Source organism: Neolewinella maritima (assembly GCF_923081025.1).
In the GTDB taxonomy this organism is placed as follows: Bacteria; Bacteroidota; Bacteroidia; order Chitinophagales; family Saprospiraceae; genus Neolewinella; species Neolewinella maritima.
In genome coordinates, this window is record NZ_CAKLPZ010000001.1 from 1,045,988 (window position 1) to 1,067,776 (window position 21,789).

The 21,789-nt window shown below is 58.6% G+C and carries 17 protein-coding genes; 13 read left to right on the forward strand and 4 right to left on the reverse strand.

Annotation, left to right across the window (positions count from 1 at the left end):
* Positions 1–19: 19 nt before the first annotated feature.
* Positions 20–3,562 (reverse strand): DNA polymerase III subunit alpha, encoded by a 3,543-nt coding sequence (dnaE, locus tag MJQ68_RS04235; RefSeq protein WP_238749735.1) that lies wholly within the window; start codon positions 3,560–3,562, stop codon positions 20–22.
* 208 nt (positions 3,563–3,770) lie between these two features.
* Positions 3,771–5,996, reverse strand: coding sequence for a T9SS type A sorting domain-containing protein (locus MJQ68_RS04240; RefSeq protein ID WP_238749736.1), 2,226 nt, complete (start codon positions 5,994–5,996; stop codon positions 3,771–3,773).
* A gap of 188 nt (positions 5,997–6,184) precedes the next feature.
* Between MJQ68_RS04240 and MJQ68_RS04245 the strand changes: the two genes are divergently transcribed.
* The 7 genes from MJQ68_RS04245 to MJQ68_RS04275 all read left to right on the forward strand — a co-directional run bounded on the left by MJQ68_RS04245 (position 6,185) and on the right by MJQ68_RS04275 (position 14,787).
* Positions 6,185–7,006 carry an MOSC domain-containing protein gene (locus MJQ68_RS04245; RefSeq protein ID WP_238749737.1) on the forward strand — a complete coding sequence of 274 codons (822 nt, stop codon included), beginning with the start codon at positions 6,185–6,187 and terminating at the stop codon, positions 7,004–7,006.
* A 121-nt stretch (positions 7,007–7,127) separates the two neighbouring features.
* On the forward strand, positions 7,128–7,517 hold the full coding sequence (locus MJQ68_RS04250; protein WP_238749738.1) for a Rid family detoxifying hydrolase: 390 nt from the start codon (positions 7,128–7,130) through the stop codon (positions 7,515–7,517).
* On the forward strand, positions 7,514–8,644 hold the full coding sequence (locus tag MJQ68_RS04255) for a D-TA family PLP-dependent enzyme (RefSeq protein WP_238749739.1): 1,131 nt from the start codon (positions 7,514–7,516) through the stop codon (positions 8,642–8,644). Before MJQ68_RS04250 ends, MJQ68_RS04255 begins: the two co-directional genes overlap by 4 nt.
* Before the next feature lie 12 nt (positions 8,645–8,656).
* Positions 8,657–9,763: a dipeptidase gene (locus MJQ68_RS04260; protein WP_238749740.1), complete on the forward strand. Its 1,107-nt coding sequence runs from the start codon at positions 8,657–8,659 to the stop codon at positions 9,761–9,763.
* Positions 9,764–9,772: 9 nt separating this feature from the next.
* A complete protein-coding gene (locus MJQ68_RS04265) occupies positions 9,773–10,492 on the forward strand; it encodes an RluA family pseudouridine synthase (protein WP_238749741.1) in 720 nt (239 codons plus the stop codon).
* A 1,356-nt stretch (positions 10,493–11,848) separates the two neighbouring features.
* Positions 11,849–13,462, forward strand: a complete 1,614-nt coding sequence (locus MJQ68_RS04270; RefSeq protein WP_238749742.1) for an IS1182 family transposase — start codon at positions 11,849–11,851, stop codon at positions 13,460–13,462.
* A gap of 995 nt (positions 13,463–14,457) precedes the next feature.
* Positions 14,458–14,787: a DUF6572 domain-containing protein gene (locus tag MJQ68_RS04275; RefSeq protein ID WP_238749743.1), complete on the forward strand. Its 330-nt coding sequence runs from the start codon at positions 14,458–14,460 to the stop codon at positions 14,785–14,787.
* A gap of 204 nt (positions 14,788–14,991) precedes the next feature.
* Here MJQ68_RS04275 and MJQ68_RS04280 read toward each other — a convergent pair whose 3' ends face one another.
* Complete coding sequence (locus MJQ68_RS04280; RefSeq protein WP_238749744.1) at positions 14,992–16,311, reverse strand: IS4 family transposase; 1,320 nt, start codon at positions 16,309–16,311, stop codon at positions 14,992–14,994.
* Positions 16,312–16,609: 298 nt separating this feature from the next.
* Between MJQ68_RS04280 and MJQ68_RS04285 the strand changes: the two genes are divergently transcribed.
* From MJQ68_RS04285 to MJQ68_RS04310, 6 genes are all read left to right on the forward strand, one after another.
* On the forward strand, positions 16,610–17,107 hold the full coding sequence (locus tag MJQ68_RS04285; protein ID WP_238749745.1) for a hypothetical protein: 498 nt from the start codon (positions 16,610–16,612) through the stop codon (positions 17,105–17,107).
* An 86-nt stretch (positions 17,108–17,193) separates the two neighbouring features.
* Positions 17,194–18,219 (forward strand): aminoglycoside 6-adenylyltransferase, encoded by a 1,026-nt coding sequence (locus tag MJQ68_RS04290; RefSeq protein ID WP_238749746.1) that lies wholly within the window; start codon positions 17,194–17,196, stop codon positions 18,217–18,219.
* A gap of 205 nt (positions 18,220–18,424) precedes the next feature.
* A complete protein-coding gene (locus tag MJQ68_RS04295) occupies positions 18,425–18,922 on the forward strand; it encodes a GNAT family N-acetyltransferase (protein WP_238749747.1) in 498 nt (165 codons plus the stop codon).
* Between the two features lie 139 nt (positions 18,923–19,061).
* Positions 19,062–20,099 carry a hypothetical protein gene (locus MJQ68_RS04300; RefSeq protein WP_238749748.1) on the forward strand — a complete coding sequence of 346 codons (1,038 nt, stop codon included), beginning with the start codon at positions 19,062–19,064 and terminating at the stop codon, positions 20,097–20,099.
* A gap of 44 nt (positions 20,100–20,143) precedes the next feature.
* Positions 20,144–20,542: a GlcG/HbpS family heme-binding protein gene (locus tag MJQ68_RS04305; RefSeq protein WP_238749749.1), complete on the forward strand. Its 399-nt coding sequence runs from the start codon at positions 20,144–20,146 to the stop codon at positions 20,540–20,542.
* Positions 20,543–20,611: 69 nt separating this feature from the next.
* A complete protein-coding gene (locus tag MJQ68_RS04310; RefSeq protein WP_238749750.1) occupies positions 20,612–21,358 on the forward strand; it encodes a bacteriorhodopsin in 747 nt (248 codons plus the stop codon).
* On the opposite strand, the gene MJQ68_RS04315 is transcribed toward MJQ68_RS04310, so the two are convergent.
* Entirely contained in the window at positions 21,353–21,712 is a 360-nt protein-coding gene (locus MJQ68_RS04315; protein WP_238749751.1) for an MmcQ/YjbR family DNA-binding protein, read from the reverse strand. The genes MJQ68_RS04310 and MJQ68_RS04315 overlap by 6 nt on opposite strands.
* Between the last annotated feature and the right edge of the window lie 77 nt (positions 21,713–21,789).

Sequence of the window (21,789 nt, forward strand, 5' to 3'; positions counted from 1 at the left end):
GGTGGGGTCGCTGCTGTGTTTAGGCTACCCGGTACTTGATGCCGAGTCGCTCGATGCCGTTGATGAAGTCGGTGTCGGCGTCGACGAGGCGCTCGCGGCTGACCATCTTGAGCTTGATGTCTTCCTCGGCGTCGTAGAAGACCATACGGAGCTTTTGCTGCCCCTTGTACTTGGCACAGAGGGTGTCGAGATCGGCGACGAGCTGGGCGCTGAGGTCGCGTAGGGGGAGTTTGAGGACGATGGCCTCCGTGAGTTCGCGTCCGATACCTTCTAGTAATTTTACTTCACTGATATTGACCTCTACCTCCTCGCTGTTCCACTTCTGGCGGTAGTTGGCCTTGACGAATACGGCCTTGCCCTGACTGAGCACGTGCTTGTACTTCTCGTAGTCCTCGCCGAACAGCTTGAACTCGATCATGTCGTCGAAGTCGCTGAGCTCGAAGATGCCCCAGCCGTTGCCATTCTTGCTCACCATGTGGCGCGAGCCGCTGATCATGCCGGCCAGCCGCATGGTGATCTTACCGTACTTCTCGGGATTGAGATCGCCGATGGAGCAGGTAACATAGTTGTCGATCTCCAGCTTGTAGCCGTCCAGGGGGTGGCCGCTGACGTAGATGCCGGTGACCTCCTTTTCGCGGTTGAGCTTCTCGGGCAGGTTCCACTCCCGGGCCTCGGGGGGGGAGGGCTCATCGGGCAGGATCTCCTCCTGCATATCGCCGAACAGCGAATTGGCGGCCGAGGCCAGCTGGCTCTGGTAGGCGTTGGCGTACTTGGTCACGTGCTCCAGGTAGCTGTCGTACTTCTCGCTGGGCGCGAAGTACTGCGCCCGGTGGATGGTATCGAAGCAGTCGAACCCGCCGGCGTCCGCCAGCGCCTCCAGCACCCGCTTGTTGACCGTGCCGGGCTCCACGCACTGCATGAGGTGGAACACGGAGGTGAACGGACTACCGCATTCGGTGCGCGCCCGCAGGATCTCTTCCACCGGTCCCTCGCCGACGCCCTTGAGCGCGGTGAGTCCGATGCGGATGGCCCCCTTCTTATTGACGGCAAACTCGGCCTGGCTCTCGTTGATGTCGGGGCCCAGCACGGGCACTTCCATGCGGCGGCACTCCTTGAGGAAGAAGGTCAGTTTTTCCTGGTTGCTGCGGTTGTGGGTCAGCACCGAGGCCATGTACTCGGCCGGGTAGTGGGCCTTTAGGTAGGCCGTCTGGTAGGCCACGAAGGCGTAGCAGGTGGAGTGCGACTTATTGAAGGCGTAGCTGGCGAAAGCCTCCCAGTCCTTCCAGATCTTACCGAGTTTTTCCTCGGGGTGGCCCTTCTCCTTGCCACCCTCGATGAAGGTGGGGTACATCTTATCGAGTACCGCCTTCTGTTTCTTGCCCATGGCCTTGCGCAGCACGTCGGCCTGGCCACGGGAGAAACCGGCGATGGACTGCGACAGCAGCATGATCTGCTCCTGGTAGACGTAGATCCCGAAGGTCTCCTTCAGGTACTGCTCTTCCGCCTCCAGGGTGTACAGGATGGGCTTGCGGCCGTGCTTGCGGTCGATGAACTCGGGGATGTACTCCAGGGGGCCGGGGCGGTAGAGCGCGTTCATGGCGATCAAGTCGTCGAAGGTCGTCGGCTTGAGGTTCTTCATGTGCTTCTGCATTCCGCCAGACTCGTACTGGAAGATGGCGTTCGTCTCCCCCCGCTGGAAGAGCTCGTAGGTCAGTTTGTCGTCGAGGGGGATGGCGTCGATGTCGATGTCTACGCCGTGGTTGTCCCGCACCATGGTCAGGGCATCCTTGATGATGCTCAGCGTCTTCAGGCCCAGGAAGTCCATCTTGAGCAGGCCGGCGATCTCCGCTACGGAGTTGTCGAACTGACTGATGTACATGCCGGTCTCCTTATCGGCCGTGACGGGCACGTGGTCGGTCACCGGGGTAGGGGTGATCACCACCCCACAGGCGTGCACGCCGGTATTGCGGATGCTGCCCTCCAGCTTGGCGGCCGTGCGGATCAGCTCGCCGATCTCGTCCTGCTGATCGGCCAGTTGCCGAAACTGGTAGGCCTTCTCCTTATCGTCACTGTTGAGCTTAGACTTGAGCTTGGGGTGGATGTCCTTCGGGGCCAGCACGTCGCGCAGGGTGGCGCCGAGCTGGGTGGGGAACGACTTAGCCACCTTATCGACCTCGTGCAGGGGCACGTCCATAACCCGCCCTACGTCGCGCAGACTCGAGCGCGCGGCCATGGTACCATAAGTGATGATCTGGGCCACCTGCTGCTGTCCGTACTTGTCGATCACGTAGTCGATCACCTTCTGGCGGCCTACGTCGTCGAAGTCGATATCGATATCGGGCATCGACACCCGCTCCGGATTGAGGAAGCGCTCGAAGAGCAGGTCGTACTTGATGGGGTCGATATTGGTGATCCCCGTACAGTAGGCGACGGCCGATCCGGCGGCCGATCCCCGGCCGGGGCCTACGCTGACGCCCATCTTGCGGGCCGCGTCGGTGAAGTCCTGCACGATCAGGAAGTAGCCTGGGTAGCCCGAGGCCTTGATGACGGACAGCTCGAAATCCAGCCGCTCCGTCACGACGGCCGAGAGCTCGCCGTAGCGCTTCTTGGCCCCCTCGTAGGTGAGGTAGCGCAGGTAGTCGTCCTGCGTCTTGAAGCCGGCCGGCATGGGGAAGTTGGGCAGCAGTACGTCGCTGGTCAGCTTCAGGTGCTCGACCTTGTCGTAGATCTCCATGGTGTTGGCCACGGCATCGGGCACGTCGAGAAAGAGCTTCGACATCTCCTGCTGCGACTTGAAGTAGAAGTCGGAGCTCGGAAAGCGAAAGCGGCTCATATCCTCCTTCAGGCTACCGGTATTGACGCACAGCAGGATATCGTGGGGCATGAAATCCTCCTCCTCCACGTAGTGGGAGTCGTTGGTGGCGATCACCTTCACGTTGTGCTTGCGGGCCAGGCCGAGCAGCTTCTGGTTGATGTCTTCCTGACTGACGCCGAGCTTGTCGATATTATCCAGTCCGCGGTGCCGTTGCAGCTCGATGTAGTAGTCCTCGCCGAATACATCGAGCCACCACTTGAGGGCGATCTCCGCCTCCTCATCCTTGCCCTGGATGAGCAGCTGCGGAATCTCGGCACCGATGCAGCAACTACTGGCGATGACCCCCTCGCTATACTGTACCAGCAACTCCTTATCGATACGGGGGTACTTGCCGTACAGCCCCTCGATGTAGCCCAGGCTGCACAGCTTGGCCAGGTTCTGATAGCCGGTCTTGTTTTTGGCCAGCATCAGCTGGTGGTAGCGCTTGTCTTTCTCGCCCTTGGCGCGGCTAAAGGCCTGCACGCGGCGGTCGTCTACCAGGTAAAATTCGCAGCCCACCATCGGCTTAATGCCCCGCTTATCGGCCTCAGCGACGAACTTAAAGGCACCGAACATATTGCCGTGATCGGTTAGGGCCACCCCCTTTTGTCCGTCAGCCTGCGCCTTGTCCATCATCGTACCGATCTCCGACGCGCCATCGAGTAGCGAGTACTGGGTATGACAGTGGAGGTGGCAGAATTCGGGCATCTAGCGGACTATTTTGGCCCCGACAAGGTACCCAGAAAACACCTTTTTCAAACAAAAAGTTATCCACAGCATACGGGGGAAAACTTTTTTGCGAAGCCCATTTGGGTAGGAGGTAGAGCGCGGCCGCAGGTGCGATGAGGGTCAACAAAAGCGGGGCCGCCTCCCCAAGGAAAGCGGCCCTGTTGAGGGGGTGCAGGTCTGTACTGACTTACTGCTTTACGAACTGCCGGACCGTCATACGATCACCCTCCAGTAGCTGTAGCTGGTACATGCCGGGGGCGAGGTCACTCACGTCGAGCGTTTCCCGCAGCTGATCGCCTGCCTTATCGAAGGCGAGGTTGCGTAGCTGCCGGCCGGTGAAGTCGGTCAGCCGTACCACTACCCGACCGGCGTATCCACTCGTCAGGTCGAGGGTGAGCGCGGCGGTGGTGGGGTTGGGGTAGACGGATACCTCCGGCGCGTCGGCCTGTGCTGTCTTTAGGGCGGGAAGTTCCGGTCCTCCCGGCAGGGTGACGACCGGTGGTGGGCCTCCCGTGCAGTTAGTGGCCGCGCGGCCTAGCCCCTGCGGTACGGTATTCGTGGCCCGGAAGAGCAGCTTGTCCAGTCGGGTGTTCGACTCACGGTGTACGATGGTCACGGTGTGCGGACCTACACCCAGATCGAACGACACCTGGGTGCCGGCGTCGGCCAGCGTGCGCCACTCGAAGCCATTGGTCAGCAGGGCGCTGCCGTCCAGCTCGTTGCCCATCAGGATATAGTCTCCGCCGTCTACCTGCAACCAGAAGGAGTTGCTGCCCACATCGGGGGCATTCAGGCGTACGAAGCCGTAGTAGGTGGTGGGTACCGTGACGTCGATGGTGAACGTCAGAGTACGCTTCGGATCGGGGTTCACCGGCTCGAACTTGTCGCGCAGGCCCACGTACACCATGGCCTTGTCATTGGAGGCCGTCGGTGCGGTATAGGGTTGCCAGCCCATGCCGGGTCCGCGGATACCGCACTCGGCTTCCAGGGCAAACACGGTGGCTGCGTCCTCTTGGTCGTCGCAGTTGGTAGCTACGTCGCCGAAGCTGGTCACCGGAGGAGCCTCGCCGGTCATGTTCAGGTGCAGCTTGTCCAGTTCCGTGCCGGCCTCGCGGAAGGCGAAGTCGATGAAGTTGGTACCGCCTTCCAGGGTGATTGGTCCGTCGGGGTACTGCTTCCAGCGGTAGCCCTGCCCCTGCGGAAAGCCGCTGCTCCAGCTGTACCATTCCCCGTCGTTGATGCGCACGTAGTAGGAATCGTTCAGTCCGTCCGGCGCGTTGACCCGGGCGAAGAGGCTGTACATCCCCGCCTCGGCATTGGGTACCGCGAAGCGGACGCGGTTAGCAGGTACGTCATCGGGAACCGCCATGCGGGAGGTCGTGGTAGCCGATACCGCCTGGTTGGCGCTGGCCTGCTCGGTGAGGACCGTCTCCCAGGCCTCGCCCACGGTGGCACACTCGGCCTCCAGCCAGAAGGTATTCATGGTCGGTTCGGGGGCCGGGTCGGTGACCGTTACGACTACGGTGTCGGTATCCGTAGCATTGAAGTCGTCCGTTACCGTCAGGGCTACGTTGTAGGTGCCGGGCGCAGCGAAGGTGGCCATGGGGGTAGGACCGCTGGCGCTGCCGCCATCTTCCCACGACCAGGCGTAGCTCACGATGGTGCCGTCGTCGTCGAAGGAGTCGCTGCCGTCCAGCTGTACCGTGAGGGGCGCTGGTCCGCTCGTAGGCTCGGAACGGGCTACGGCCATGGGGGGCAGATTGGGCTCGAAGTCGAAGTCGCCGCAGTTGAAGGCCTCGCCGCCCTTGCCGCTGGGTACCGCTCCGGTCAGGGTGAGGAAGACCTTATCGAGCTGGGTGCCCCGTTGCAGGATGGCAATGTCGATGGTATTGACCCCCAGGCGAAGCCCCGGGAGCTGCATGGGAGCGGCGATCCACTCGAAGTCGTCGGTCGGTTCGATGACCCCCTGGAAGGTGAACCAGTCCTGCTCGTTGACGCGCACCATGAGGTAGCTCTCGCTGGATTCGGTGGCCCGCAGGCGGCCGTAAACGTCGATGCGCAGCAGGTTGATCAAAGGGAGGAGGAGACTGACGTCCAGATCGGGGGGGATGCCAAGGCTACCCAGGTCGATATCGGGAATGTCCAGGTCGGACAGGTTGCCGATGTCGATCGAGCGACGGAAGAACTGGGTGTCGGGCGGCATATCGCCGGGCGGCTTTTGGTAGGCGACGTAGCGCTCCTGGGAGGCCAGTACGTCGGTACCCACGAAGAAGTTGGTGCCGTGTAGGTTGAGGCATTCGGGTTCGATGTACACACCCGTCAGGAAATTGAAGTTCCCGCCCTGCGCCGGGAGTACGGTAGCGCAGCAGAGGCACACCGCTACTAGTAAACACGATCGGGTAAAGTAGGCCATAGCGTATTGGTATTAGGTAGGTGATCAGAAAGCGGGGTGTAGTATCAAACGAAAGGGCCGGTAATGCACTACCGGCGCGTTCCTAGGCTAATATACTGAACTGCTATTGGAATACCAGCGTGAATATCGGGAGGCCCCCGCCACCTTTTTTCATCCCGCGGCCCCGCCCGACTTGACTACCTTGCCGTATGCTTACGTTGAGTCAATTGTATGTGTATCCCATTAAGAGCCTGGCGGGTATCTCCGTGGCATCCGCGCGGGTGACCGATCGCGGCCTGGCGCACGACCGCCGCTATATGCTCGTGACGCCGCAGGGGCAATTTATCACCATCCGCCAGCACCCGGTGCTGACCCGCTTCCGCACCGCCCTGCACAAGGAGGGTGGAGTGTCGGTAGATTTCGAGGGTAGTACGCTAGACCTGCCAGCACCGGCGCAGCACGGGCCGGGTGGGGCACTGCAGGTGGTCGTCTGGGACGATACCGTCCGCGCCCGTACGGTGAGCGACGCGGCCGACCGCTGGTTCACCGAGCGGCTGGGGGTGGACTGCCACCTGGTGTATATGCCCGATGCGAGTCACCGACCGGTAGAACTGCGCGAACCCCGCAACGCCGGCATCCTCACCTCCTTTGCCGATGGCTACCCCTTTTTGCTGATCGGGGAGGCGTCCATGCAGGACCTCAACGACCGGCTCGCCCCCGCGTCGCCCCTGGATGTCGTGCGCTTTCGACCGAATATCGTCTGCCGCGGCGCGGCTCCCTACGCGGAGGATGGCTTCGGCGACTTCACGATCAACGGCATCGGCTTCGCGGCGGTCAAGCCCTGCGCCCGCTGCGGGGTGCCGAACGTCGATCCGGTGACTGCGCAGGTCCACGCAGCCGGCGAGCCGCTGGCTACGCTGAGTACCTACCGAAAGGTAGGGCGCAAGATCAACTTTGGCGTGAATCTGGTGCATTCGGGTACCGGGGTGCTGGCCGTGGGGGATGTGATCGTACGCTCGACGGGGGGATAAAAGGTCGAGTGGCCTCCGGTCCGAGTACAGCACCGAGGAAGTGGCAAAGCCACTGCAGGCGGGTGTCGGAGTCTCGGACCGGAGGCCACTCGACCTGTGCTTATTCGTACATTCACGGGATATGAAGACACAGATCACCCACCCCCAGCGCGCGGCCGACTTCAGCACTGGTGCATACTCCGACGGCGTCGTCTGCGGCGACCTGCTGTTCGTGAGCGGACAGGCGGCCGTAGACTTCACGACCTCCGAATACCGGCTGGGGACCATCGAGGAAGAAACCCGCCGTACCCTGGACAACGTGAAGGCCATCGTAGAGGCAGCCGGAGCCAGGCTAGAAGATACCCTCAAGAGTACCGTACACCTAGCGGATGTCAATGACTTCGCACGCTTCAATGCCGTCTATGCCACCTACTTCACGGGGGTGCGGCCGGCGCGGACTACGGTGCAGTCGGTACTCGGCCACGGCATCAAGGTGGAGATCGACGTGGTGGTCAGTCTGGCCGCACGGTGAGCCGGCCGCTGCAGTGGACGCTCGACGCACGATACCGGGTCGATGCGGTGGAGACCATCGACTCACCGGCTCTGCTCGTATTCCCCGAGCTCGTCGCCCAGAATATAGAGCGCGCCCTGGCCCTTACGGCTACGGCCAATGGTGGCCACTGCCTGCGCCCCCACATCAAGACCGTTAAGTGCCGCGAGGTAGCGCGTATGGCCCTGGCACGGGGCATCGACTGCTTCAAGTGCAGCACCGTGAGCGAGGGGGAGCTGCTGGGTGAGGTGGGGGCGCGGGAGGTGTTGCTGAGCTACCAGCTCTCTGGCCCGAAGGCTAGGCGCTGGGCGGCGCTGCGGGAGAAGTATCCGGCCACGGACTATGGCAGTCTGGTCGACAACTACGCCAGTGCCGCGCTGGCCTCGGAGGTATTTGCGGACCGTTCACTGACCGTGTACCTGGACATCAACATCGGGATGGACCGAACCGGCATCGCACCGGCGGACGCGCCCGACCTACTGCGCCGGATCAAGGACCTGCCGGGCCTACGGATCGCCGGACTGCACGTATACGACGGCCACCTGCACGACCATGATCCAGTGATCCGGAGGGCCCGGGCGGACGAGGTCTACGCACGCGTAGCTGCACTACGGACGGAACTTCAGGCCCTAGTCGGCCGCGACCTGCACTTGGTGATGGGGGGCTCGCCGACCTTTGCGTACTACGTGGGGCGGCCGGATACGACGGTGAGCCCGGGCACCTTCTACTTCTGGGACGCGGGCTACGGGGCGGCCTATCCGGAGCTGGGCTTCGTGCCGGCGGCGCTGCTGCTGACGCGGGTGCTTTCGGTGGTGGACGGGCGGACGATCTGTCTGGACCTGGGCCACAAGGCCGTTGCCTCCGAGATGCCGCAGCCCCGGGTGGTGATCCCTACGCTGGACGACTATACGATCCGCGGACAGTCGGAGGAGCACCTCGTGGTGACCGTACCCGACGCGCGGCGCCACCGGGTGGGGGATGTGCACTTTGCGGTGCCGGTGCACGTGTGTCCGACCGTAAGCGCCTACGAGCGGCTGCTGCCCGTGACGGACGGCCGGGTCGGTACGCCCTGGCGCGTGGTTGCCCGCGACCGGATGATCAGCGTGTAAACTCAGTGCATCATGCCACCGCTCCCCCTCATCGTCGACGCCCACCTGGACCTGGCCACCAACGCCATGACACTGAACCGCGACCTGACGCGGCCGGTGCACGAGATCCGCGCCCGCGAGCTGGCCCTCGGGCTGGACGACTACCCCGACCGCGGCCATGGCACCGTAGCGCTACCAGAACTGCGGCGGGGTGGGGTAGGGCTGGTGTTTGCTACCCTCATCGCGCGCTACTCCGCTACGGGGAGTCGGCAGAAGAACCTGGCCCTGCCCGGCTGGCACTCCCCCGCCCAGGCTTACGCCAGTGCGCAGGGGCAGCTGGCCTGGTACCGCGAGATGGAGCGGCTGGGGGAGATGGTGCAAATCAGCGATCGCGCGGGACTGGAGCGGCACCTGGAGCTGTGGCGCACGGCGGAGACAACGAATGCCCTGCCGGTGGGCTACGTGCTGGCCCTAGAGGGGGCCGACTCGATCGTGACGCTGGATCATCTGCATCAGTACTACGCACAGGGGCTGCGGTCGGTGGGTCTGGCACACTTCGGTCCGGGGCGGTATGCGGCGGGGACGAATTCGGACGGTAGCGGTCTGACCGCCGCGGGCAGGGAACTAGTCCGCGAGATGAATACCTTGAATATGCTACTCGACGTGACCCACCTGACCGACCGGGGCTTTTACGAGGCATTGGAGCTATATACTGGTCCGCTGCTGGCCAGTCACCAGAACTGTCGCGCGCTGGTGCCGGGGGAGCGGCAGTTCAGCGACGCGCAGCTGCGGGCGGTGATCGAGCGGGGAGGGGTGGTCGGCGGCGCGCTGGATGCGTGGATGCTGCAGGCCGGCTACGTGCGGGGGCAGTCACCGCGGGCGCTGGGTATCGGTCTGGAGCGCATCATAGACCACTACGATCACGTGTGCCAGCTAGCCGGCAATGCCGACCACATCGCCATCGGTTCGGACCTAGACGGGCTGTTCGGCACCGAGCAGTCGCCCTACGACCTGGATACGGTGGCGGACCTGCAGCGGATCGGTCCGTTGCTGCGCGGGCGGGGCTATACGGAGGCGGAGGTGGAGCAGGTGCTATCCGGCAACTGGCTGCTGCTGCTCGCCGGCGTGCTGGCACCCTAACTTGCGCCGATGAAACTGCCCGTGCTCCACGAAGACGACCACCTGATCGTCGTCAACAAACCCACCGACCTACTCACCGTACCGGACCGCCACGATCCGGAGCTCCCCAACCTGAAGCACATGCTGGCTGCCCAGCACGGCAGCATCATCCCCGTACACCGGCTGGACCGGCCCACCACCGGCGTGCTCGTCTTCGCCAAAACGGCCGAGGCGCACCGGGGCCTGAGCATGCAGTTCGAGGCCCGCGACGTGGAGAAGGTCTACCTCGCCCTCGTCGACGGCGTACCCCAGCCGGACGAGGCCACCATCGACGAGCCCATCGCGCCCCACCCCTCCAAGGTTGGCCGCATGATGGTCACCAACCGCAACGGCAAGGTGGCCCGCACCGACTACAAGGTGATGGAGCCGCTGGGCAAATTCAGTCTGGTCGGCGTACAGATCTTCACCGGCCGCACCCACCAGATCCGCGTGCACCTGGCCTACATCGGTTACCCCCTGATCGTCGATCCCTTCTACGGCAAGCGCAGCGCGTTCATGCTCTCCGAGGTCAAGGGCCGGCGCTACAACAAGGGCAAGCACGAGGTAGAGCGGCCGCTGCTCTCCCGCGTCCCCCTCCACGCCTCCCGCCTGGGCTTCACCCATCCCGTGACCCAGGAGTGGCTACACTTTGAAACGGAACTCCCCAAGGACATGCGGGCGATGGTGAAGCAGTTGCGGAAGTTGGGGTAGGGGGCAAGGGGTTAGGGGGAGATGGGGTTACGGATGGTGGAGGTGGGGTAGGGGGCGGGGCCGCGGGTGCGGTGTGGAGCGCGGAGTACGGAAGCAGCAGGGATGTTCTATATTGAGCCAGTGCTAGGCGTTTCACTCTGCTGGTACGGGCTCGGGGCAGGCGTTGCGACGCATGGGGGGCGAAGCCGTAGGGTTGCGTGTATACAACATGCGGGAGGTGGCTACACGCAACCTGCGTGGCTACACGACACGTTGCGGCTACCCGTCCACTGAGCTGTCCACGTCGATGGGTTGCCGTAGATTGGGGGGCTACACGCAATCGTTGGTGCGGTTGTTGGGCGAAACGCTCAAAAAAATCTGTTTAAGACATAGCTAAGTGACCGAAGATTGTAGTTGGTGGAACGTTGAAGAAAAAGCTACCGCGCAGATCAAAAATGAAGCCGGTGACCGAGCGACATTAAAAATTGAGGAAGATAAACTGAGTAAGTTCCACTGTAAAATTGGAAGATCAGAAAAGGAAGAGCGGCACGGAATAAAGGCTACCGCATAGGGACAGACGAAAAACTAGCTGGTAAAGCACCCGGGTAGAAAGTTAGGACTGATAAACCTATACAGCTGCAGCAAATATTACTTAGAGCAAGCTGATTGCTGGCTGCCGCCATAAAATTGGAAGATCAGAAAAGGAAGAGCGGCACGCAATAAAGGCTACCGCACAGGGACAGACGAAAAGCTAGCTGGTAAAGCACCCGGGTAGAAAGTTAGAACTGATAAGCTTCTACAACTGCAGCAAATAATACTCAGAGCAAGCTGATTGCTGGCTACTGCCACCTGAAGATTGCTGTAAGGAAGGAATTTCAAAATTTGTAAGTGGCGATGAAGTCGGTCTTGTCCGGCCGTCGCTATGGCCCAAAATTCCCTACGGGGTTTTGGTCCATGCTCCTTACCGGCCAATCCTTAATCGTTGGTTCTAAGATTTTTCACTTCGATGTTGGCAGATTTCTCACTTCTGGATTACGAATCGCTGGGATGTTAGGGTAGACACGGCTGTACAAACCATCACAAGGAGACGCTAACAACTTAGCAAGTATTCAGTGGGGAATAGTGAATAAAAATAAAAGCCCGTCTAACAGATTAAAAAAAGAAGGAGCGCATCGCCCAACAATGTGTTTACGTCCATGCGCCGAGCTAGCTTTGTGACGCTTCGATAGAGCTATTTTCGTGATCTAAGGAAAGTAGTTTCACGATTAAAAGTGGCGGTGGCGCACGGGCGCAAACACACCCATCAGACTGTGCAAAAAGTATGGTTTCCTATTTTCTTACCGTATCTTCAGGGTACTTCACCGATACCCGCAAAAAATGCCTAAAAAGATAGGTCTCAACCCCGCCCAGTTCGGTCTTTTTGCTACTCCACTCGAAGCGATGATCCCGGCGGATGCCGAAGTGCGGGTCGTAGCCGCTTTTGTAGATCAACTGGACCTACCCGCCCTCGGCTTCAAGCCCGTGCAGGCCGACGGGGCCAGTGCTTACGGTGCGGAGCTGCTGCTGAAGCTCTACCTGTACGGCTACCTGAACCGCATTCGGAGCAGCCGCCAGTTGGAGCGGGCCTGCGCGGTCAATATCGAGGTGATGTGGCTGATAGGTAACCTCAAGCCCAAGTACCACACGATCGCGGATTTCCGCAAGCACCACCCCAAGGCGCTCAAGGCCGTTTTCCGGGAGTACGTGCTACTACTAAAGGACTGGGAGCTCATTGCGGGCCAACGCCTGGCGGTGGACGGCACGAAGATCCACGCGCAGAACGCGCGCAAGCAGAACTTCAACCGGGCCAAGCTGCAGCGCAAGCTGGAGCGGATCGAGCGGGGCATCGCCGCTGCGCTGCAGGAGTTTGCCGACCGGGACGTTCAGGAAGCCAGCGATAGCAAGAGGGAACTACAGCAGCAAGCACTGGATAAGTTGACGGCGCTACGGGAGCGCAAGGCAGTGTACGAAGAGATGCAGACGGATCTGGCCGAGAGCGGAGCCAACCAGTTAAGCCAGACCGATGCGGATGCCCGTAGTATGATGGTGAAGGGAACGGAGTCACTGGTGGGTTACAACATCCAGTCGGTGGTAGATGATGCGCACAACTTGATCGTGCATACGGAGGCGACCAACGTAAACGACATCCAGGCCCTAGGAGGGCTGGCCGGGGCGGCCAAGGACATCCTCGATCTGCCCGACCAATCGGAGGAGCCGATCGACATCCTAGCAGATAAGGGATACTATGATGCCACTAATCTCGCCACAGTAGAAGCCCTGGGTATGGAACCCTTCGTAGCCGAACGCAAGACGAAGCCGCGCGCAGCCGGGGGTTACGGGGCGCGGGAGTTCGACTACGACGAGGAGGCGGACGTGTACGTGTGTCCCGAGGGGGAGGAGCTGACGAGCAACGGGCGGTGGTACCAGCAGCGGGAGAGCCGCGGGGGGCGCACTCCAACCGAGCGGCGCTTCCGGCGCTACCGGATTAGCCACACGATCTGCGCGCAGTGTCCCATCCGGGAGCAGTGCCTGAGCGAGGCGGCGAGAAACAACCGCCACGGCAAAGTGCTTCACCACCACGAGCACGCCGCGGCGCTAGCACGCAACCGCCAGCGGCTGCAGGAGTGGCCGGAAGTGTATCCCAGTCGGCAGGCCATCGTAGAACACCCGTTTGGTACCATCAAACGAAGTTGGGGCGCTTACTTCACCCTAGTTAAGGGGCTGGAAGCCGTAGACGGGGAGTTCAGTTTGCTGGCCTGCTGCTACAACCTACGGCGGAGTGTGTCCATTGTTGGCGTTCCGGAACTGCTACGGCGGTTGCGGGGGCGTGTTTTAGCGGGAAATGACTCCGTTTTGGCGTTTATAGGTCTATTTGAGCGCTTCATGACAGTCATTTGCGACCATTATCCGGGAATACTGGAAGTAAAGCTGGGTAGGCGGAAATTTGCTTAGCTTGGGCGTGAGCTTTTGCACAGCCTCTCGTTGGGCGACAGCCGCTTTAGGCGGCCGGATAATGGATGCTTTCATACATACGACATACAATTAGGGCCAATACCTGCCAACATCTCTGGGTAATATTGCCTTTTAAATCCTCCTTCCATTTGGCTCACTCTAATTAATACTCCTGGTATGAGTATATTGTCGTTCAATTGAATAAATTATGATCACTGTTAACGAGGACGGCTCGCTAGATATAAGGTCAGGTTTACTGATAAGTTATCTACAAATAATATTTAATCAAGTCAGAAGAATTGCTATCATATAATTTGTCGAAGAAGAACCAACCGATGGCTTTAGACAAATAACATACACGTCTGAGAAAATTGCAGAAAAACTAGAGTGTCAGATAGTTTGCGTAATCATGACGGCGGTATTTCTTGAAGCATTTATCTATGACTATTGCGTCAGACGGAAGTCTGCAAATTACGTTAACAAGTATCTTGAGAAAATGGACACTATATCGAAATTCGTGATAGGAACACGTCTATTTGCGACCAAAGGTATTCCAGAAGATTCTCATATTTTGGAGCAAATGAGGCAGCTCTTTAGGCTCAGGAATAACCTTGTACACCACAAAACTAAAAATTCGAAGTCACCAACTTTTTCAATACCGCCTGAATTTGAACCCATCCAGTGCATCAAATTTCTTAGAGATTTATGTGCATCAATGGAGTTGATCGATCCAGGAGATCAATTTGTAGACATGATTAAATATCACATCAATGGGTGGCTCAGTCAGCTTCACCGACGACCTCACGTATACCCTCTAATAGGCGGTTAAGTTACAATCGGAATCTTTAATCGCTTATTTTTTTTGTGAAAGTGAATGTCTATCCCGAAGGATTGCTTATAAGCTTTTTTAGGTAGAATATACCATATGAAGTGTAGCCGCAAGATTTGTTTCGTTAACCTATTCTATAACCTGAGTCATCTAAAGTCAAAGGTACATGTCAGTGAGTGATGCATCTGTAATCGATATGATGGGATATGATCCAAGTTTAGATAGGGTTATATTAACAATCTCTAATCATTTAAACTGGGAGGATGAACTCGTTGACCTCTATCACTTGCAAGAAAAAGTTAATGCATATGTATCGTTTTACGAAAGTGGTCAAATTTATAAAGTCGAACCTAGATATATGGGAAAGAAGATTGTAATACGGATAGTGAGCAAGTTTAAGCCTACTGCTTTGGTCGAAAGATTTTATGAAACGACTACTAGGGTGCTGGACACAATTGGATTATCGCTGGATGTAACCTATCTCGTCATTGATTAGAGTGGTCAAAGACATAAGAAGAAAATTGCCCAACACTGCGCCAACTCCATTAAGCTAAGGGAATTTTGGGGTATTTGAGTTGCCGGCCCCGCCTCGGATTAGCGCTGTTTTCCAGTCACGTCGTCCGCTCCGTATCTTTAAAGCATAGTGTCCCCGTCCGGCCGTGAGGCGGCCCGTGCCGTGACCTGCTGCCTTGGTAGACGATTAGAATGCCGAGCGATAGTTTGGTTCGTAAACGTGTCGGTCCTGACTCCGCATGATCCGTCTGATGCGTACACGGCCCGGGCGGGGCCTATAGGGTTCGAGGTGGGTAAGTAGCTCGTCCAGGAGAACCTTGGTCCGGGCGCGCCACCGCCAGATACCTTCCAAAAACAGGGTGGGCAGCCACCTTTTGATCAGCCCGGCGGTCACGTTGCGGTTGATGCGGTAGCTGTAATAACGGTGTTGGGTACGTGCTTTCTTGGCCCGCTCGCGATCGAGTAGGCAGGCGCTCTGTACGTTGTAGAACCAGAAAGTGGACCAGAGATCCTGCTCTACTCCGGGTTGGGTGTAGGCGGAGATCAGGGCTAGCTGCAGGTAGGACTTGAGGTGAGAGATGCCGGTCTCCACGCCCCAGCGCAGGCCGTAGAGCTCCCCGATACGCCGGTGGTGGAAGCGGCGGCGGTGCATCAGCGTGGTCAGGAGTACCTCTACCTCTCCGGTAGGCAGCTCGACGCGCACCAGGCGGAGCTCCAGGGGGTGACGCTCCTCAGGGCGGAGTCCCAACTGTCGCAGCGTACGCAGGGCTCGCCCCAGCAGCGGGACAGTGATGAGCCGGTCGGGCTGACCACTGCGGACGAAGTCTACGACTTCGGGACTCATGGTCACGGGGAGGCGGATGATGCAATCGGAACCGTGGCGGCGGTGCAGGAAGGGCAGCCCGTAGCCGGCGTAACCACGGTCGTAAATATATATAGCCCGTTGAGGCAGGTGCTCGACATTGGGATAAGCATGACGGATCTCGCCGCTGTGCTGAGTATGCAGGTCCGCCCGGAGAATGATGCGGTTGAGCAGATCGTAGGTCAGCAGGATACGGGTGGAGGGCACCTTATCGTGCTGGTTCTGATGAAAGCCAAAGGCCTGGCCGATCCATTGCTCGCGGGGTAGGGTCTGCCCGGTGCCGTCCACGGCGAAAAGCAGATGAGATCGCCAGCGGCGTGCGTGGCCGAAGCAAGTGTAAAAGTCCTGGACCGAGCGGTAGAAGAAATCGCGGAAGAAGGCCGGACGGATGGCCCGCCAGCGCTGGGCGAAGGCGGACTTAGTGACCGGGGCCCGACCGAGGGAGCCGAAGAAGTCGTGTAGTTCCACGGCGGTGGACTTACGGACCAGCTGCAGGATGAAGGCTACGGTGCGGCGGAAGGTCAGGGGGCTGGAGCGAGTGAAGTGGCGGTGGGGCTCGACGATATACTGCGCGCGTTGGGCCTCCGTGGTGAGGTCAGGGAAGTTGCGCAGGAGAGTCAGATAGCGGCTCAGGGCGTGGGTCATGCTCCTAAGTTCGGCAGTAGACTAATGCCGTCAAATGCTTAGCTTAATGGCCGTGAACACCGCGCCCATCGTCAACCGGGTCTGGCTAGTACTTGACCCCTCCCTTAAAAAGCGCGACCACTGATAACTAGAATAGCTGTCAGCTGGACGATTATCCAACGGGAGTCAAAGCAAACTGATCTCACCGATTATCGACCTCATATCTAAGCTCTCACCCCAGAAAGGGCCAGAGAGCTCGGTGAGCTCATCTACAGTTTGTATCTACTGCTCGCGAAAGCTATTTTACATCAAACCGCCTTTGGAGCAACTGACTCCACTAACCGACCTCAACAGCGATACATATAGCAAGATGGAAAAGGAGCAATTTTATCAATTTCGTCTTCCCATGGAAATAGCCTTCAGTGCGGGAGAATTCTCTATCGCCGAAGAGATGGCGAAGGAGTACCTAGTGGCGGCAGCGTCTTTTCCGGATGACTGGAACTACGGAAATGCTATCCATCACGCAAATCTCTTGTTGGGTAGAGTTGCCCTACAGCAGGGGAACATCTCTCACGCTCGTCAATATTTGATGGCAGCCTCCGCTACTCCCGGTTCTCCCCAGTTGAATTCTTTCGGGCCCAACATGATACTCGGCCGGGACCTGCTAAGACTAGGAGAGAAGAACGCGGTGCTGGAATATATTAAGGCATGCACCAAGTTCTGGTCGTTGCCACACGCTCAGAAGCTGGCTGCGGGTTGGATCAACCAAATGGCTGATGGTGACGAGCCACAATTTGGCGCCAATTTGCTCTACTAAGAATACCATTGAAGTCGGCCTCAAAACCAAGACGTTTACTAACGGTTAGCCATTAACTGCAAAGCAATCGATAACCTACTGCTACTATGTTGCTGACATCGTACGAGTGTACAGGTCTAGATGTAATGCTGAAGGATGCATGCTCAGATTTGCAGACTGCAGAGTATCGTAATTCAGACTCCTGGCCCATTAAAAACCAACCCACAAGCAGACTACCACATAGCGCCAATCAACCAATGAGGACACCGCACGAAATACTCAATCTGGTAAGCACGATTGCTAAGCACGACGATCGCGTATTGGCCGCGCTACTAGTCGGGTCGCGAGCTAACCAGGATATTCAAGGTGACAAATACCAAGACTACGATATCATGTATGTGGTAGATGATATCAAGGAAGTCGTTGCCGATGCTCAGTGGATCACCGTATTCGGTGACCCCATACTGATGCAGACTCCAGACAGTATGGTGATCCCGAGAGGGGATCCTGTAACTGGTGATACCACGCAGCGGTACGCATATCTGATGTTGTTTGCGGACTATGTACGAATTGATCTGACGCTGGTTGAACTGGAGGCCTTGGGTTCATGTGTCGACACTCCGGCTGATGTGCTCATCGATAAAGCAGGTGTGTTAGGGAGTGCGGTTGATGCGTATAGTGCCGACAATTTCCTGGTCACTAAACCTAGTCAGAGGGAGTTTAGCGACTGCTGTAACGAATTCTGGTGGGTGAGCACCTACGTTACCAAAGGCTTACTGCGGGCTGAACTACTCTACGCGAAGGGCAAGCTGGAACGACCGCTACGAGACATGTTGTTGCTGATGCTATCGTGGAAGGTCGGCTGTGCATTTGACTTTGCTGTCAATCTTGGTAGTGAGTATAGGTTCCTGAAGCGGTATTTGGACGAAGCGGCGTGGAGAAAGCTACGTAACTCTTACCCCCTACTGGATCAGCGTAGTATCTGGGAAAGTCTGAACGCGATGACCAACCAATTCGAGCAGCTAGAAAAGGATGTGGCGAAGCAACTACAGTATACGTACTGTCAATCGGACATCGATGCGGCCAAGAAATACCTTATGGATTCCTTCGATGATATATCCAAGCATTTCTGATGCTTATCGTGTAGTGTTTTCAAACAGGCGAATCATTTTAGAATACGGAACGGGGAATATTGTATAAAGCGTCTCCAGGCGTTTTAAGCCAGCGGGCTTAGAAGTCGCAACCGCCTCATCAATAATCTTGCACCTGCGACCCCGCCCCTCCATCCCAATAGGAAGTAACGTGGCGTAAGACCTGCCACTACCCTTATGCTCCACCATGATGCAGTTACGCGAAGCGACGATAGAGGACCTGGCCGTCTTGGTGTACTGGGACGGCAAGCAGCACGTCATCGACAGCGATCCTACGGGGGATTGGAACTGGGCCGTTGAGCTGAATCGGCGTCCCCCGTGGCGTGAGCAACTCATGGCCGAGTGGAATGGACGTCCGATCGGATTTGTACAGATCATCGATCCATTGCAAGAAGAAACTGGGTACTGGGGAACGGTAGACGCCGGCAAACGCGCGGTCGATATCTGGATCGGGGAAGAGAGTGATCTGCGCAAGGGCTACGGTACGATGATCATGACACTGATCGCAGACCGTATTTTCGCCGATCCGGATGTTTCAGGGATACTGGTCGACCCCCTGAGTTCAAATACCGATGCACACCGGTTTTACCGCAAGCTGGGCTTTGCCTACGTGGATGAGCGAGATTTTGCTGGGGACCGGTGTATGGTGTTTGAGTTGCGGAGGGAGGTGTATGACTACCGGTAGACTACTGTTCGAGCATAGTACCATACTGTTCAGGTAATCGATAAGAGCACGACCGTGATATTCGATTAATGTTATACACAGACAAGATCGCTTCAACCCCCAAATTCATTATCTTACGGTAAACCCATGACCACACCGCATGCGCCGGCTGCACCTACTAGTACTATTGCTCTGGAGTGCGTGTCCGTACGCTCAATCTACCGCGGTGGATTGGTTCCTGGATTACAACCCTCAGGTTACGGCGGCTGAAGACGCCCTGCTGCGCCGCGACCCGCATACCGCGCTGGAGTATTATCAGCTGGCCTTCGCCGTACCCGCTGATCCCCATACGGTCGATCTGTACAATGCTGCCCTGGCCGCCCGTGCCGCCGATCGGCCCGACCTGCTGCGGCTGTACCTGGGAGAGCTGGTCCAGCTGGGTATCCCCGTGACGTACGTCGACCGCCACCGCACGGAGCTGGACCACCCCCGGCTCGACTGGTACAGCCTACGCGGCGAGCTACTTCGCTACAAAACGGACTACCAGCGGTCCTTCAACGTCGAACTGGCAGACTGCTATGAACGGGTGGCCTACCGCGACGTGGTGATCCGTACCGCAGAGCCACCCGGAGCGGTTCGACAGGTGCAGGACTCACTCAATATGGTGGGCCTCACTGACTGTATTGCTACCCACGGCTTCCCGGGGCAGCGGCATGTACGCCGCTACGATCCGATGGAAGAGAATTATCCCTATTACCTGCCCTTACTCCATGAGTTGGAGCGCGTGAATAGTACGGGCGACGACCGCTTCGGCTGCCTACCCTTGCTGGAGTATCTGGCGCGTCGCGGCATCATCGAGACCGAGACGTACATGGACCTGCTCAGCACCCAGCATGCCAATCTGGGAGGCCCCGGGGGCTACGGCACTACCTCGGTTGTGCTACTGCAGGACGGTACCAATGACCTGTACCGCATAGTGTACCCCCCGGCCACCGTGGCGGACTATGAGGACCGGCGCCGGCAAGTCGGGGTACGCTCGTTCCGCAAACGCACCGAACTACTGATCAATCTACACACCGGGGCACTGGGGGATTTTCCCTACCGCATCCCTCGCCGTCACAAGCTTGTTGCCTACCCCCTGGAAGTAGCGGATGTGTTGCAGTTGGAGCGGGTAGGCGTAGTGGAAGCTACCCGCTAGCCCCGCTTTAATTGCCTACTTTACCAAAAACCAACCCCCTCACTATGAACGTCACCCTAGAACAAGCCCAACGCATCCTCCAGGCCGCCCAGAAGAAAGCCGCCGCCATCGATACCAAGATGAACATCTGTGTCGTCGACAGCGGCAGCAACCTGGTGGCCTTCGCCCGCATGGACGGCGCCTGGATCGGCTCGGTCGATATCGCCCACAAGAAAGCCCGTACCGCCGCCTGGTTCACGATGGATACCAAGGTCATGGGACCCCTGGTACAGCCCGGCGCGTCACTGTACAACATCGAGCACAGCAACGGCGGACTCATCACCTTCCCCGGCGGCGTCGTACTGAAGCAGGGCGATGAAGTGATCGGTGCGGTCGGTGTATCGGGCAGCACGGTCGAAGACGATCACGCAGTGGCCGAAGCGGGCGCCGCGGCGATGGGGTAGGGCAGACCGTACACCACCAAACATCCCGGTAAACCAGTGGGTTAGCCGCAGTAGCTAAACTGCATTCCATTGGACACTACCGACGTACTACTACACTGGGGCTACGTAGCCGTAATGGCCCTGAGCGCCGTCGCCATTTTGGTCATGGCCCGCAACCCCAAGGGGGTGCCTCAGTACAAATACATGATCCATGCCTTCGTGGTGATCTGGTCCGGCCTGGCTTACTCGGCCCTGGCGCTCGGACAGGGGACCGTAGCGGTGGGCGGCGAGACCGTCTACTTTGCCCGTTACCTCGATTGGGTGGTCTCCACTCCGCTGCTGCTGCTCTCGCTGGTACTGACCGGCAAGTACACCCTCAAACTCGAAGGCTCCATCACGGCCGGACTCCTGGGCTCACAGATCATCATGATCCTCACCGGCCTGATCGCTGACCTGTCTGCGACCGAAAACCGCTGGTTCTGGTACATCGCCGGCTGCGTTGCCCTGCTGGTCGTGTTCCGGTTGATGTGGAAGGAACTGTACGCGAAAGCCAAGATCCAGGGACCGGAGCTTACGGCGGCCTACAAGGCCTCGGCGGTCTACCTGAGCGTGCAGTGGCTGCTGTACCCCTTGGTATGGGCGCTGGGCTCGCCGGGACTTGCTGTATTCAACCCCACCCTCACTTCCGTGCTGTTTATCATTCTACCGATCGTATCGAAGTCGGGCTTCGCCTTCTATAACCTCGCCAAGCTGCGGGCACTGCCCGATCACCTGCACCAGGGGGCGGCTAACCCGCGTACGGCCAAGGAAGTACTGCACGCACCGGTCTATTCATAGTCCGTGTAGCTCGCGCACCTTCCGGCTCATGCCCGCCACTACTAGTGCGTAGCTATGATCGATCAGCTCCTCCAGCTGCTGGTCGGAGAGTATACCGTCGTGTAGATACACCGTATTCCAGTGCCGCTTATTCATGTGGTAACCGGGGATGATAGTGTCCGGATAGCGCTCGCGCAGTTGCTGCGCCCGCTCGGGATCGCACTTCAGGTTGACGCTCAGGTCGGGCTGCTCGAGTCCCGTAAGTGCGAAGAGCTTGCCCCCCACTTTGAACGCCAGCGTTTCGGGGCCGAAGGGGAGTTCCTCGGTGACGGCAGACTTAGCCAGGCAATAGTTGCGCAGCGCGTATAAATCCATTTTGGTAAGGTAAGGACTACCCACTGTAGGGGATGCTGGTGTATCTTCGTCGGGGACCTTAACCCCGTGTTTGCACC